11 protein-coding genes are annotated in these 15,066 nt (G+C 47.5%); 7 read left to right on the top strand and 4 right to left on the bottom strand.

Going from position 1 to position 15,066, the window contains the following annotated elements; all coding sequences use genetic code 11:
* Window positions 1-17 precede the first annotated feature (17 nt).
* Window positions 18-2,477 (top strand): GcvT family protein, encoded by a 2,460-nt coding sequence (locus C504_RS0105230; protein ID WP_018688257.1) that lies wholly within the window; start codon window positions 18-20, stop codon window positions 2,475-2,477.
* A gap of 41 nt (window positions 2,478-2,518) precedes the next feature.
* Here C504_RS0105230 and pta read toward each other — a convergent pair whose 3' ends face one another.
* Together pta and xsc are read right to left on the bottom strand one after the other, a co-directional pair.
* Window positions 2,519-3,514 (bottom strand): phosphate acetyltransferase, encoded by a 996-nt coding sequence (gene pta, locus C504_RS0105225; RefSeq protein ID WP_018688256.1) that lies wholly within the window; start codon window positions 3,512-3,514, stop codon window positions 2,519-2,521.
* Between the two features lie 107 nt (window positions 3,515-3,621).
* On the bottom strand, window positions 3,622-5,403 hold the full coding sequence (gene xsc, locus C504_RS0105220) for a sulfoacetaldehyde acetyltransferase (protein WP_018688255.1): 1,782 nt from the start codon (window positions 5,401-5,403) through the stop codon (window positions 3,622-3,624).
* A 344-nt stretch (window positions 5,404-5,747) separates the two neighbouring features.
* On the opposite strand from xsc, the gene C504_RS0105215 reads away from it, so the two are divergent.
* The 5 genes from C504_RS0105215 to C504_RS0105195 all read left to right on the top strand — a co-directional run bounded on the left by C504_RS0105215 (window position 5,748) and on the right by C504_RS0105195 (window position 9,957).
* Window positions 5,748-6,443, top strand: a complete 696-nt coding sequence (locus C504_RS0105215) for a CoA transferase subunit A (protein ID WP_018688254.1) — start codon at window positions 5,748-5,750, stop codon at window positions 6,441-6,443.
* A 3-nt stretch (window positions 6,444-6,446) separates the two neighbouring features.
* Complete coding sequence (locus tag C504_RS0105210) at window positions 6,447-7,076, top strand: 3-oxoacid CoA-transferase subunit B (protein ID WP_018688253.1); 630 nt, start codon at window positions 6,447-6,449, stop codon at window positions 7,074-7,076.
* Window positions 7,077-7,142: 66 nt separating this feature from the next.
* The gene (locus C504_RS0105205; RefSeq protein WP_211097944.1) at window positions 7,143-7,724 is read left to right on the top strand and encodes a TRAP transporter small permease; all 582 of its coding nucleotides are present in this window, start codon (window positions 7,143-7,145) and stop codon (window positions 7,722-7,724) included.
* On the top strand, window positions 7,721-9,043 hold the full coding sequence (locus tag C504_RS0105200; RefSeq protein ID WP_018688251.1) for a TRAP transporter large permease: 1,323 nt from the start codon (window positions 7,721-7,723) through the stop codon (window positions 9,041-9,043). The genes C504_RS0105205 and C504_RS0105200 overlap by 4 nt, the downstream gene beginning before the upstream one ends.
* Window positions 9,044-9,192: 149 nt before the next feature.
* Complete coding sequence (locus C504_RS0105195; protein WP_018688250.1) at window positions 9,193-9,957, top strand: IclR family transcriptional regulator; 765 nt, start codon at window positions 9,193-9,195, stop codon at window positions 9,955-9,957.
* Window positions 9,958-10,073: 116 nt separating this feature from the next.
* Here the strand turns inward: C504_RS0105195 and C504_RS0105190 are convergent, their stop codons facing one another.
* Both C504_RS0105190 and C504_RS0105185 read right to left on the bottom strand, forming a co-directional pair.
* Entirely contained in the window at window positions 10,074-11,945 is a 1,872-nt protein-coding gene (locus C504_RS0105190; RefSeq protein ID WP_018688249.1) for an ABC transporter ATP-binding protein, read from the bottom strand.
* A 47-nt stretch (window positions 11,946-11,992) separates the two neighbouring features.
* Entirely contained in the window at window positions 11,993-13,885 is a 1,893-nt protein-coding gene (locus C504_RS0105185; RefSeq protein WP_018688248.1) for a SulP family inorganic anion transporter, read from the bottom strand.
* Between the two features lie 402 nt (window positions 13,886-14,287).
* Between C504_RS0105185 and gloB the strand changes: the two genes are divergently transcribed.
* Complete coding sequence (gene gloB, locus C504_RS0105180; RefSeq protein WP_018688247.1) at window positions 14,288-15,058, top strand: hydroxyacylglutathione hydrolase; 771 nt, start codon at window positions 14,288-14,290, stop codon at window positions 15,056-15,058.
* Window positions 15,059-15,066 lie beyond the last annotated feature (8 nt).

Below are 15,066 nucleotides of genomic sequence, written 5' to 3'. Positions count from 1 at the left end.
ATTTCAGGATTAAGCCCATGACTGACAAGAAAACCCCGCCTTCAACAGCGCGTGCCGTTATTATTGGCGGTGGCATCGCAGGGTGCTCCGTTGCGTATCATCTCGCCAAGCTTGGCTGGAAAGACATTGTGTTGCTTGAGCGCAAGCAACTCACATCGGGTACGACATGGCATGCAGCAGGTTTGATTGCGCAGCTTCGTTCATCTAAAAATATGACGCGGCTCGCCAAATATAGTCAGGAGCTCTATGGCAAGCTGGAAGAAGAGACAGGTGTTGCGACCGGTTTTCGGCGATGCGGTTCGATTACCGTTGCTTTGACGGAGGAACGTCTTGAGGAAATTACCCGCCAAGCATCAATGGCACGCGCCTTTGGTGTTGAGGTCGAGGAGATTACACCAGCGCAAGTTAAAGAGCGTTATCCGCATATCAATTTGGATGGTGTGAAGGGCGGGGTTTATTTGCCGAAAGATGGGCAGGGCGATCCTGCCAATATTACGTTAGCCCTTGCCAAAGGTGCCAAAATGAATGGCGCGCAAATATTTGAGCGTATGAAAGTCACAGACATTCACACTGTCGGCGATCAGGTGAGCGGCGTTTCATGGCAACGCGATGGCACCGATGAAAGCGGCACAATTGAAGCTGATTTTGTGGTAAACTGCGGTGGTATGTGGGCGCGAGAAGTCGGTGCGATGGCACAGGTTGATGTGCCGCTCCATGCCTGCGAACATTTCTACATCGTGACGGAAAGCATACCGGACCTGAAACAAATGCCGGTCCTGCGCGTGCCCGATGAATGTGCCTATTACAAAGAGGATGCTGGTAAAATTTTACTGGGTGCCTTTGAGCCTGAATCAAAGCCTTGGGGCATGGATGGTATCCGCCAAGATTTTGAGTTTGATCAATTGCCAGAAGACTTTGACCATTTTGAACCGATACTCGAAATGGCGGTGGAGCGCGTTCCCGCGCTTGCCGAAACAGGCATCCATACTTTCTTTAATGGGCCAGAGAGTTTTACACCTGATGATGCTTATTACTTAGGAGAAGCGCCAAACTTAAAAAACTTTTTTGTCATGGCAGGTTTCAATTCCATTGGTATTCAGTCCTCTGGTGGTGCGGGATGGGCACTTGCCGAATGGATGGATAAAGGCTTGCCGCCATTTGATCTTGGTGATGTTGATATTCGCCGTATGCAGCCGTTTCAAAATAATAAAACGTACCTCTTTGAGCGTTCAAAAGAGACCTTGGGACTGCTTTATGCAGACCATTTCCCACACCGTCAGATGGCCACGGCGCGCGGTGTTCGGCGTTCTCCATTCCATGCGCATTTAAAAGAGCAAGGCGCGGTATTTGGTGAAGTTGCTGGTTGGGAGCGGGCAAACTGGTTTGTGAATGAAAATCAGGAGCCTGAATATAAATATTCATGGAAGCGGCAGAACTGGTTTCAAAATGCCGCCGATGAGCACCGTGCCGCGCGTGAGAATGTCGGCATGTATGACATGACATCATTTGGCAAAATACGCGTGGAAGGGCGGGACGCCTGTGCGTTCTTAAACTATATTTGCGGCAACGATGTTGACGTGCCCGTTGGCAAAATTATCTACACGCAGTTTCTAAATGAGCGCGGCTGTATAGAGGCGGATGTTACCGTTACGCGGTTGGCAGAAAACAGCTATATTGTTGTGACCCCTGCAGCGACTGTTCAACGTGAAATGCACTGGATGCGCCGCTACTTGGGTGATTTTCAAGCGCTGATCTTTGACGCCACATCTGCCGAGGCCGTGCTTGCTGTGATGGGACCGAATTCTCGCCAGCTATTGGAACGTGTATCTGGCCATGATTGGACGAATGATAATCATCCGTTCGGCCAAGCTAAGAATATCGAGATTGGCATGGGGTTAGCGCGTGCACACCGTGTCACTTATGTGGGCGAACTTGGTTGGGAACTTTATATTTCAACCGATATGGCCGCGCATGTGTTTGAGACGATTTTTGATGCTGGCCAAGATATGAAGCTGAAGCTCTGCGGGATGCACATGATGGATTCATTGCGTATTGAAAAAGCGTTCCGACATTTTGGACATGACATTACTGGCGAGGACCACGTGCTGGAGGCTGGCCTTGGTTTTGCTGTGAAAACGGCAAAAGAAGATTTTGTGGGCCGCGATGCCGTTTTGCGCAAAAAAGAAGAGGGCTTGAATATGCGTCTTGTGCAGTTTGCGCTAAAAGACCCGCAGCCGCTTATGTATCACCATGAGCCCATCATTCGTGATGGTGAGATCGTATCCTATATTACATCTGCTAATTACGGACATACGATTGGCGCTGCTATTGGTCTTGGTTACGTGCCGTGCAAAGGGGAGGCCGCGGCCGATATGCTGGCGTCGAAATTTGAAATTGAGATTGCAGGTGAGCGGTTCGAAGCAGAAGCTTCATTGAGGCCGATGTATGATCCGAAATCTGAACGCGTGAAGGTGTGATAAACTGATTCAAGTGTTTGGCTTAACGCCTTGGCATTGAATCATTTTACCTGTGCGGCGGTGATGGCAATCATGTCTGTCACATCCTGTGCAGAGCAGCCGCGTGATAGGTCATTGGCGGGCTTTTTAAGGCCCTGAAGGATAGGGCCGATTGCCTGCGCACCGCCAATGCGCTGGGCAATTTTGTAACCGATATTGCCCGCATTAAGATTGGGGAAAACGAATATGTTTGCATCGCCTTGCACGGTATCATCCGGTGCTTTTATCTGCGCGACAGAAGGCACAAAGGCTGCATCAAATTGCAGCTCGCCTGAGACTGTTAAGTCTGGTTCTTTTTCGCGAATTAGCTTTGTAGCCTTTTGAACCTTGCTAACTTTTTCATGACGTGCGCTGCCCAATGTTGAAAAAGATAACATGCCAATTTTAGGCTCGCGCCCTGTGAGTGATTTGTATGAGCGAGCAGATGCGATCGCGATTTCTGAAAGCTGAACAGCATCAGGTTCAATCGTAAGGCCGCAATCAGCAAATACGAATACCCCTTTTTTCGTATGATATTGCTCATTCATAACCATTAGAAAAAAGCTAGAAACCAATGCAGCATCAGGCGATTTTTTGATGATTTGTATGGCTGCGCGTACTGTGTTGGCGGTTGTGGTAACGGCACCAGAAACGGTGCCATCCGCATCGCCAAGGCGCACCATCATTGCGGCAAAGTTAAGCGGCTTTCTCATGCTCTCATGGGCAAATTCTTTTGTTACGCCATTTTCTTTTCGTAGCTCATAATAACCGCTGGCATAGGCTTCATGGTGTTGTGTATCCGCCGGATCAATCAGATTGAAATCTGATGGGGTGTAGCCGCGCGATTGAATAGCGTTCGCAACCTCAACTTTATTGCCAAGTAGAGTAATGGCCGCAAGGTTTTGTTTAATGGCCTCGGCAGCGCCATCAATAATACGTGGATCATAGCCCTCGCTAAGCACAATATGGCGACGCACTTTTTTTGCAGTGGCATAGATGGACTTTAGCGGATCAAGCATGGTTTCTCTCACGTCATATAAACGCTCTGCTAATGTTGGAATCACTGGCAGAGCGTAACTTTAATCATCCATTTATGTCATTTGACAGTCCGAACAGATCTTTAACCTTATTCAGCAGCTTGTTGAGGGCGCATATCGTTTGGATCAATGCCTGCAACTGTGACAGGTTTCTTCATTGCATCGCGGCGGAACGGTTCACCCAGCTCCTGATTTAAAACAACTTCGATGAAAGTTGTTTCGTTTCGCTTCATTTGGCCTTCAACGGCTTCGTCCAGCGCTCTTGTCAGATCTTCCATCGAGGTGACTTGCACGCCTTTGACGCCGCAAGCTTCTGCGATTCTAGCATATTCCACACCGAGATTTAGCTCTGTGCCCACGAAATTATCGTCAAACCACAATGTAGTGTTGCGTTTTTCAGCGCCCCATTGATAGTTGCGGAAGATCACCATGGTGATCGGTTTCCAGTCATTACGGCCACAAGCGGTCATCTCGTTCATAGAGATGCCAAATGCACCATCGCCAGCAAATCCGATTACGGGTGTGTCTGGGTTAGCGATTTTAGCGCCTAGGATGGCTGGAAAACCGTATCCACAAGGGCCAAAGAGGCCGGGTGCTAGATATTTTCGGCCCTTTTCAAATGTTGGATAAGCGTTGCCGATCGCACAATTGTTGCCAATATCAGACGAAATGATTACATCTTTTGGCATTGCTGCCTGAATTGCGCGCCATGCCATGCGTGGTGACATGCGTTCTGGTTCACGATCACGCGCACGTTCGTTCCATGTTGTGCCCGGATCGTCATCTTCGTGGTCCATTGATGAAAGCTGTTGCAGCCAAGCAGATTTTGTTTGCGCAATAAGCGCTTCGCGGTCTTTGCGGCCGTCATCGCCAGCGCTTGAAGATAGTTTTTCCAGAATTTGCTCAGCGACAAGTTTTGCGTCGCCTTGTATGCCGACAGACACTTTTTTCGTCAGGCCAATACGGTCTGAATTCATATCAACCTGTATGATTTTTGCGTCTTTTGGCCAGTAATCAATGCCGTAACCTGGCAGTGTTGAGAATGGATTGAGGCGTGTGCCAAGGCACAGAACAACATCTGCTTTGGCAATCAACTCCATTGCTGCTTTTGAGCCATTATAGCCAAGGGGGCCGGCGGAGAGTGGGTGTGAGCCGGGGAAGGCATCATTGTGCTGATAACCGCAGCAGACCGGCGAAGAAAGCTTTTCAGCAAGTTCGGCGGATACAGGAATAGCGCCAGATAAAACAACACCAGCGCCGTTCAAAATAACCGGAAACTTGGCTTCTGAAAGCAGTTTGGCAGCTTCGGTAATTGCTTGCTCGCCGCCGCGAGGGCGCTCAAGGCGAACGATCTGCGGCAATTCAATATCAATCACTTGTGTCCAGTAATCACGGGGCACATTGATTTGCGCAGGGGCTGATCCGCGCCAAGCTTTTTCGATCACGCGGTTAAGCACTTCGGCCATACGGGAGGGATCGCGCACCTCTTCTTGATAGCAAACCATATCTTCGAACAATTTCATCTGTTCGATTTCTTGAAATCCGCCTTGGCCAATCGTTTTATTGGCAGCTTGCGGTGTAACCAGAAGCAATGGGGTGTGATTCCAATAGGCTGTTTTGACAGGCGTTACAAAGTTGGTAATGCCGGGGCCGTTTTGCGCGATCATCATCGACATTTTACCGGAAGAGCGCGTGTAGCCATCTGCGATCATGCCTGCATTGGTTTCATGGGCGCAGTCCCAGAATTTAATGCCCGCTTTGGGAAATAGATCTGAAATTGCCATCATGGCAGAACCGATGATGCCGAATGCATTTTCAATGCCATGCATTTGCAAGACTTTTACAAAGGCTTCTTCCGTTGTCATCTTCATATTATGTACCCTCCACAGTGGTTACAGATAAATCGCGCCGTTGAGATGAACCTTGTTCGCTCAACATTCTCATTCTTGCGTAGTATAAGGGCTTGCATCATCTTCAGTGCCAGATTTTATGGTTCATTGGGCCAGTTGAGTTTTGATGCTGTTTAATGAGCAAAAATGGTCAAACACGGCCCTGATTAAAATATGCTGATATAGTGGCTTAACATATACAGCGGACACGCTCGTTCGTTGCGGACAACTCACACCAATGCATTGCTAAGCTTGACAATTGTTGCAGTGCGAAGTCAAACACTACAAGAAGCCGCCTTTTGAGAGCGGCATTTGTGGAGGTTTTGATGAAGAAGATTTATCCGAATGCGACATCTGCTTTGGAAGGCTTGTTGCATGATGGAATGTTCATTGCTGCTGGTGGCTTTGGCTTATGCGGTATTCCTGAATTGTTGCTCCAAGCAATCAAAGAAGCTGGAACCAAAGACTTAACTTTTGCATCCAATAATGCAGGTGTTGATGAGTTTGGGATTGGTATTCTTCTTCAAACCAAACAGGTGAAGAAAATGATTTCGTCCTATGTGGGCGAAAACGCTGAATTCATGCGCCAATATCTCTCTGGCGAGCTTGAATTGGAATTTAATCCGCAAGGAACTTTGGCAGAGCGTATGCGTGCCGGCGGCTGCGGTATCCCTGGTTTTTACACCAAGACTGGCGTTGGTACTGTGATTGCCGAAGGCAAAGAACACAAAGATTTCAATGGTCAAACCTACATCATGGAAGAGGGCATCTTTGCTGATCTTTCTATCGTAAAAGCTTGGAAGGCTGATGAAACGGGCAATGCGATTTTCCGCAAAACAGCGCGTAACTTCAACCCACCAGCTGCTATGTGCGGCAAAACTTGCGTGATGGAAGTAGAAGAGATTGTGCCTGTGGGCACGCTTGACCCGGACCATATTCATTTACCGGGCATTTATGTGCATCGCCTTTTCCAAGGTGAGCATGAAAAACGCATCGAACAACGCACAGTGCGGGAGGCTTGATCAATGGCTTGGGACAGAAATCAAATGGCTGCACGGGCAGCTAAAGAGCTTCAAGACGGCACTTATGTTAATCTGGGTATCGGTATTCCGACCATGGTTGCCAATTACATTCCAGATGGTGTGGAAGTTACACTTCAATCAGAAAACGGCATGCTTGGCATGGGACCGTTTCCGACCGAAGAAAATATCGATCCTGATCTTATCAATGCGGGTAAGCAGACAATTACGGAACTGCCGCATACGGCATATTTTGATAGTGCGACATCGTTTGGTATGATCCGCGGCGGTAAAATTGCTATGGCGATTTTGGGCGCTATGGAAGTTGCCGAGAATGGCGATTTGGCCAATTGGATGATCCCGGGCAAGCTTGTAAAAGGCATGGGCGGCGCAATGGACCTTGTTGCCGGTGTTGGCCGCGTTGTTGTTGTGATGGATCATACCAATAAGCATGGCGATTCAAAACTGCTCAAAGAGTGCTCATTGCCGCTAACAGGACAGGGTGTTGTTGACCGTATCATTACCAATCTTGGCGTGCTTGATGTTGTTGATGGTGGCTTAAAAATCATTGAAACTGCTGACGGTGTGAGTGAAGATGAGCTTCGTGCAGCAACGCAGGCAAATATTGTCAATTGATGATAAACTTTGTTTGTGCGCTGAACTTATTTGTTAATTTTAGCGCACAAGCGCGGAGCAATTGTTTTGAGTAATATACGCCGAACAGCCACTAGCCTTGCCAAGCTTATGGCTGTTCTGGGTGGTTTGCTGCTCATTTTCCTCATTGTAATGACATGTGTCAGTATTGTTGGACGCGGCTTCAACACGATTGGCAACATGTCTTTCGTGAAGGATAATATGTCCTCAATTGCTGGATTTCTGCAACAGTTTGCGCCGATAACAGGTGACTTTGAGCTTGTTGAAATATCAATGGCTCTGGCGATATTTCTATTTCTTCCTTGGTGCCAGCTTAACCGTGGTCATGCATCTGTCGATCTGTTCACGCAGCGTCTTTTAAGCTCGCGCGGCAATGAATATCTTGCGCTGATCTGGGAGTTTTTGCTTGTTGTAATAACAGTTGTTATCACTTGGCGGCTCTACGCAGGTATGCGCGATAAGATGCTTTATAATGAGACAACATTTCTGTTAACATGGCCGGTCTGGTGGGGGTACGCCGCATGCTTCATCGCAGGCCTGTTTGCTGTTGTCGTGGGCTTTATGAGTTTGATTATTCATTGGTCAGAGCGCAAAGAAACGATACATTCATCTGAACAGGTTGGCCCATGAGTAACTTTGATATTGGGCTCATTTCACTGCCTGTACTGATCCTTCTTATCTTCATCCGTATGCCGATTGGTGTCGCGATGATTGTTTGCGGTCTTGGTGGTACAGCGCTGGTGTTTGGCGATTGGACTGTCGTTTTGGCAAAGATGAAGTCCGAAACCTATTCCACATTTTCCAGCCATTCCTTGTCGATTGTGCCCTTGTTTTTGTTGATGGGACAGTTTGCATCGCTTGGCGGCATGTCCCAATCCTTGTTTCGCGCAGCTGAAGCATTCTTGGGCCACCGCAAAGGCGGGGTTGCGATGGCTTCTGTTGGTGCTTCGGCTGGGTTCGGCGCGATTTGTGGCTCGTCCTTGGCAACAGCTGCAACAATGGGGCAGGTGGCACTGCCGGAGCTTCGCCGCGCAGGCTATGAAGGTGGATTTGCAACTGCAACACTTGCCGCAGGCGGCACGCTTGGCATTTTGATACCGCCTTCTGTTGTTCTCGTCATCTATGCTATTTTGACAGAGCAAAATATCGCAAAATTGTTCATGGCTGCCTTTATTCCAGGCTTGCTCGCGGCGATTGGTTATATGTTGACCATTGCCATTTATGTCCGCGTTTTCCCCGGTAGTGAGCAGATTAAAAGCCGTATGCCCTATAGCGAACGGCTGACAGCGCTTTTAGCTGTATGGCCGGTATTGCTCGTGTTTTTTCTGGTTGTTGGCGGCATTTACTTCGGCTGGTTTACACCAACTGAAGCGGCTGCAATCGGTGCGGCTGGAACAGGGCTTATAGCCTTGTTTAGCCGCTCTCTTACACGTGATAATTTTGTTGATGCCTTGCTATCAACAGCATCCAATACGGCGATGATTTTCTTAATCGTGCTTGGTGCGAGCTATTATAATGGTTTTCTAGCGCTCACGCAGGTGCCGCAAGAAATGTCGCAATATGTTGTTGCTTTGGGCTTAAGCCCTTGGGTTGTTTTAACCGTTATTCTTTTGGTTTATCTCGTTTTTGGCTGCATTATGGATAGTCTTTCTATGATTTTGCTGACGATTCCGATTTTCTTTCCAATTATTTCTGGTCTTGATTTTGGATTGTCGCCAGAAGAAACAGCGCTTTGGTTCGGTATTTTGGTGCTTATTGTGGTTGAGGTCGGGCTTATCACGCCGCCTGTAGGCATGAACCTGTTCATCATCAATTCGATGGATAAGGAAACGCGGTTGGGGGCCACCTATAAGGCTATTATGCCCTTTATTGCGTCGGACATTTTGCGCACAATTATTCTTGTAATGTTCCCAAGCCTAACGCTTTATCTGGTGCGACTTTTCTACTGATGTTGCACAAGCTGCTTTATTCATCAGTGCTTTGCGCATGACGCGTCATGTTGCCGATTCAGTATTGTTCTTTTGCTGAAAATGAGACTTTTTGCCTCGATTCACCGCTTCAGTCATGCTTATGTTACTGAGAACAAGGAGTATAATTGATGACAGATGAAAGCCGAATTCCAACGAATTTAAGAACTTTATTGATACTTGAAATCGTGGGTAATTCAGACAAAGCACTGTCACCAACTGAAATTAATCAACATATCGGTTTGCCAAAACAAACAATGCATCGGCTTTGCGCGACATTGGTGGAAGAGGGTTTTTTAATATATGAGCCAAGCGGCAAGCGTTTAAGGCCAGCGCGGCGTTTGCGTTCGTTGGGCGTGGGCATGTTATATGCTTCGCATATTCATATTGGCCGTCGGCAAATATTAAAGAACGTCGCACAAACGCTTGGAGAAACGGTCAATTTTGTTGTGCCATCCGATGATGGCATGACCTATCTTGATCGGGTTGAAACCGACTGGCCAATTCGCGTTCAGCTTCCGGTGGGAACTCATGTTCCTTTTCATTGTACAGCCAGTGGCAAAGTTTTTTTGGCGTCGCTTGCACCAGCTATGCGCGAACGGCTCGTTCGCTCTCTTCAGCTTAAACCCTATACAAGCAACACGTTTGAAAATGCAGACAAGCTTCTTGAGAGCTTAGAGACGATTGTCAGCCAAGGTTATGCGATTGATGACCAAGAATTCATGGATGGAATGGTTGCGATTGCAGTGCCTATTTTTGATGAGAAAAAGCGTTTTCTTGCAGCACTCGCTACGCATGGTCCAACGGTTCGTCTTGATCCTGAAATTCTAGTTCAGCACAAAACACTTTTATCAAATGCTGCACGGCAATTGGCGCGTGCACTGGTTGATGAATGAGTTGGCAGATTTCAGATAATTGGTCGTTGTGCGTTTTTCAGCGCGCTAAAATATACCGAAACAAATGGATTGTTCTGGAAGAAGTGAAGCGCAAGAACGCTTGAGGTTCGGATAAACTAGACTTCTGACGTTGCAGGCTGGTTTGTTACAAGAAACCCGCCTGATTGGCGCGCCCATAGCTGTGCATAGAGGCCGTCGCTTTCAATCAATTCATCATGTGTGCCTTGCTCGACAATCATGCCCTTATCCATAACGACAAGGCGGTCCATCGCGGCTATTGTAGAAAGACGGTGGGCAACGGCTATCGTGGTTTTGCCCTCCATCAAATTGGTAAGGTTTTTCTGAATCGCTGCTTCTGCCTCAGAATCAAGCGCGGAGGTTGCCTCATCTAAAGCCAAAATCGGGGCATCTTTTAACAAAACACGAGCGATAGAAACGCGTTGGCGCTGTCCACCGGATAGCTTTATGCCTTTTTCGCCGACATGGGCATCATAACCTTGACGATCATCACTGTCTGTGAGTCCTTGAATAAAAATGTCTGCTTGCGCTAATTTTGCTGCGTGCTCAATTTGTGCATCGCTGGCGGTTGGATCACCATATCGAATGTTGTCGCGAATGGAGCGATGCAACAAAGATACATCTTGTGTCACGACCCCAATTTGGCGTCTAAGCGATGCTTGTGTCACGTCACGTACATCCTGACCGTCAATTTGAATGCTGCCAGCATCAACATCACGCAACCGCAGAAGCAGCGCTATGAGTGTTGATTTACCCGCGCCAGACAGGCCAACAATACCAACTTTTTCACCAGCTTTAATATGGAGATCCAGTTTGCGCAGCACCGGCTTTGCCGCATCTCCATAGGAAAAATCAACGCTGTTAAACGTAATCTCTCCAGCACGTACATCAAGGCTTGGTGCCTTTGTTTTGTCTGTGATTTTAGGCTGGCTGGTAATGACTGGCATTGCATCTTTTATTGTGCCGAGCGCCCGCGTAATGCCCTGACCAAGGCCGATGAAAGCATTGGATGAATCTGATAGCGACCGAGATACAGTCACCGCGGCGACAAACTCACCAAGCGACACAAACCCGTCCACCAACCCCCAAATGCCAATAGAGAATATTGAAACCACGAGGGCAACATTGAGTAAGTTGACGCTTGTATCTGTGGCGATGTATGCGCGGTTTTCGCTGTGCTGTGTGTCAATTGTCTCACCAATGACTTTGCGAATAGCACCAGCTTCTGAATCTTCAGCTGCAAAGAGTTTCACCATCGCGATATTGCTGTAGATGTCAGTCATTGCGCCTGTAGCTTTGGAACGTGCACCGGCAACATGTTTGGAGCGCTGCATGTAAAGTGGCATCACATAATAGGCGAGTATACTATTGGCTATGATCCAAAAAAGAACAGGCATTGCAAGCTGCCAAGACAATGCGAGCAACAGTGCAAACGAGCCAAAAAATTGAATGCCAACATAGGGAATAGTGCTCATTGAAAGCATCATAATGCGCTGTGACGCGCTTGTTACTTGCGCGATACGGGAAGCGACTTGCCCTGCGAACAAATCCTCAAAGAATGACATATCTTGGTTTTCGACAGCCTTGTGCGCTTGCCAACGCAGCGCCGCTGGCATCAAGGTTTCCACTGTTTGATACATATATGTTTCTGCGACAAACCGTATGGCCGGATTGAACACAGCAAGCGTGATCAAAATTAAAAGTAGTAATACCCAATTTTGATCTAGAAAAAGCGATGCACCTTGCGCAGATACGCCATCAACAATGAATGCCATAGCCCAGATGAGAAGCAGAGACACTGACGCAGAAATAATCGACAAAATACCGACAGCAATCAGCACGGCACGGAACATTTTTGCAAAATGCCAGACCAATTTTAGTGGTCCGTCATCCGGCATTGGCAGCACTGGTAAATCCAGTGGGGCAATCAGTTTTTCGAATGGTCCAAATATACGGTCAGCAATTGTCATCTAAGACATATAGCTACAAAAATTGTCACCGCCATATAATACAAGAATTATTCTGCTGATTGCGTTTTGGCGGGTTGAACATTCGCGGAAGATGCTTCTGATTTCGCCTCGTTCATTTGCTCTAATATTTCTTCAGGTACGGGCTTTGGCTGTGCTTCACACTCGAAGAAAATGCGTTTTGTGCATGTCGCACAAATTGATTTATCCAATGTGGGAACAACGCCGGCAATCGCATCACCTTTCGACAGGTGAATAAACTCGCGGCCTAATTCCTTGATAACTTTAAAACGCGCTAGCTTAGAAATTGTCTTGGGTGTTTTTGTTTGTAGGTGGAATGAACCGCCGCGCTTACGTCTGCGATTAGCCTCTTCTATCAACAGGTCGGCACCGGGCATATCGATTTCACCGATGCCTTTCACTATGAAGATCATACTGGTTTGATCTTTGCGCTCGATTTCAAAGCGTCTGAATTGCTTGCGTAGATATTCAACCGATCCGAAATAGAGCGGGCCATCCAAACGCGCAATCATGAGCTGCGGGCATTCGGGCAGTGTTTCGTTGCCACTGCCGATGCCTGAGCCAGAGAATGTGCGTCGTTTAGAGTTAGGATCGGGTACGCCGATACCAATTGATGGCTTTGATGTTGAATTCAAAAACAAGCCAAGTGACAAAAGCACGCCAGCATAGATCGCAAATTCAAGATTAATAAGGATTGCCGAGAAGAATGTGATGCCAGCAATGACAGCCTCTGAGGCGGAGGTGCTGAATATATGCTTGATTTCTTGAAGATCCACCAAGCGCCATGCGACAAGAATGATAACGCCAGCCATTGCCGGAATAGGCACATATGCAAACCAAGGGGCGACAAGCAGGAGTATGATGAACAGGAAAATAGCAGAGAAAATTGTTGCTAAAGGTGTTTGGGCACCTGCTTCATAGTTCACACCAGAACGAGTGAATGATGCTGAACCTGGGTAGCATTGGAAGAAACTGCCGACGATGTTTGATGCGCCTTGGCCCAAAAATTCACGATTATTGTCAACCATCTGACCTGATTTCAAGCCGATGGCACGCGCCACTGACATAGCTTCCAAAAGGCCAACCATTGCGATCGCGAATGCGGCTGAAGACAGATCGCGTAGGGAGCTCAATGAAAAGTCAGGGAGTACAAATTTTGGTATAACCGTTTCAATTGCGCCAACGGTTGCAACAGAAGTCGATTGTCCAGAAAGCCAAATGCTTATGCCTGTCGCAGCTGCTAATGCAATGAGATAGTTTGGCCATAAGGGTCGCCATTTTTTTATCGCTATACCGATAAAAAATGCGAAAGCAGCAATGCCGACGGAATAGGGGTTCACCTCTGGGAATTTTTCATAAATGCCGACGGTGAACTCAACCAACTCGTCAGGGCGTGGTATCTCAACACCCAAGGCATGGCGTACTTGGCTAAGAGCAATCAAAAGCGCTGCCCCGGTCATAAAGCCAGTCATGACGGAATGGGAAACAAAATCCACCATGCCGCCGAGGCGGGCTATACCAAGCGCGAACTGATAAATACCAACCAGAAAGGCGAGCGTAATTGCAGCGCTGATATAGCTGTCTGTACCGGGCTGGAAGCTGCCGACAAGAGACACAAAGACCAGCGCGGAAATTGGCGTAGTTGGCCCAGAAACAGCATGCAAGCTTGACCCGCATAACGCAGCGACAATAGCAGTGACAATTGCTGCATAAAATCCATATTCAGGTGGCAGGCCAGCAATAGCTGCGAAGGCAACGGCTTGAGGCAAGACGAGGGTTGCACCGGTAAGGCCAGCAATAAGGTCACTGCGCAGCGTATCTTTGCTGATCGTTTTGATCCACGGCGGCATGTAAAACAGTTCGTTCAAGTAGCCCTGAAATTGACGACCACGTTCTCGCCACGGGTGGGCTTCTTCACTCATTTTACTGTCCTGACCGAGTGGATGATCCCGCATTTCCAATACGCACAGCAGCACAATGGCTTTTTAGCCATATGCTGTATGATCGGAAATTGTTCATTCCACTACCAATTAATTTATTTGACTTGTACAGTCTGTTTGCCTGCGCATAAAATGCGCGACCCACCAATTGGCAAAACTGTCAGTACGAGCCAAAGCTCAAAAATAAAATTTATACGGGCATTTCTAATGCGTACGTAACTGAATGTCGTTATCTACTTGTAATGATGTGTCGTATAGGACCAGTTAGGTCCATGACGCAAACCGGATGATCTTACTTTGTGTCAATATTGCGAATTACCCGTTGATAAGCGCACATTTTCTCTAAATCTTAGTTTAGTGCCAGATCTTATTTAGGAAATAGCCATGACCTCTCTGCAAATTCATCAGTTTGATTATTATAAAGACAATTATGGCGTGCTGATTCACGATCCTGAAAGTGGGGATACAGTTGCTATCGATGCAGGTGATGCCGATCCTTACTTGAATGCGGCTAAGTCCAAAGGGTGGAACATCACCCAGATTTGGATCACGCACCATCACTGGGATCACACTGATGGTTTGGCAAAACTTAAGCAGGAAACAAAAGCAAAAGTCTTTGGACCAAGTAAGCAAAGCACAGCGATTGTCGGATTAGACGTTCTTCTGAATGAGGGCGATGAAATCGAGTTTGCGAACCGAAAGATCGAAATTCTTGAAACGCCTGGGCATACGCTGGACATGATCAATTTCTATCTGCCCGATGATGACATCATCTTTGTCGGCGATACATTGTTTGCGCTGGGGTGCGGGCGTCTTCTTGAAGGTACGCCGTCAATGATGTGGAGCAGCTTGCAAAAACTAGCCAAGTTACCCGCAAAAACGACTGTGTATTGCAGCCATGAATATTCCCTTGCGAACGCGACATTCGCACTAAGTGTCGATCCGGAGAATGAAGGGCTTAAAGAACGCGCTGAAGAAGTCGCAAAGCTACGTGAAAAGGGCAAGCCGACCGTTCCTTTTACATTGGAAACGGAGCTGGCGACCAATCCATTTTTGCGCCCTGATGATGAGAAAATCCGTTCCACTTTAGGAATGGAAAATCAAAGTGACGAGGCGGTATTTACTGAAATTCGCAAGCGCAAAGATAATTTCTAACGCGCTAT

It is taken from the genome of Ahrensia kielensis DSM 5890 (assembly GCF_000374465.1).
GTDB lineage: Bacteria > Pseudomonadota > Alphaproteobacteria > Rhizobiales > Rhizobiaceae > Ahrensia > Ahrensia kielensis.
Note: the sequence above shows the minus strand (reverse complement) of the source record. Positions and strands in the feature narration are given on the sequence as shown.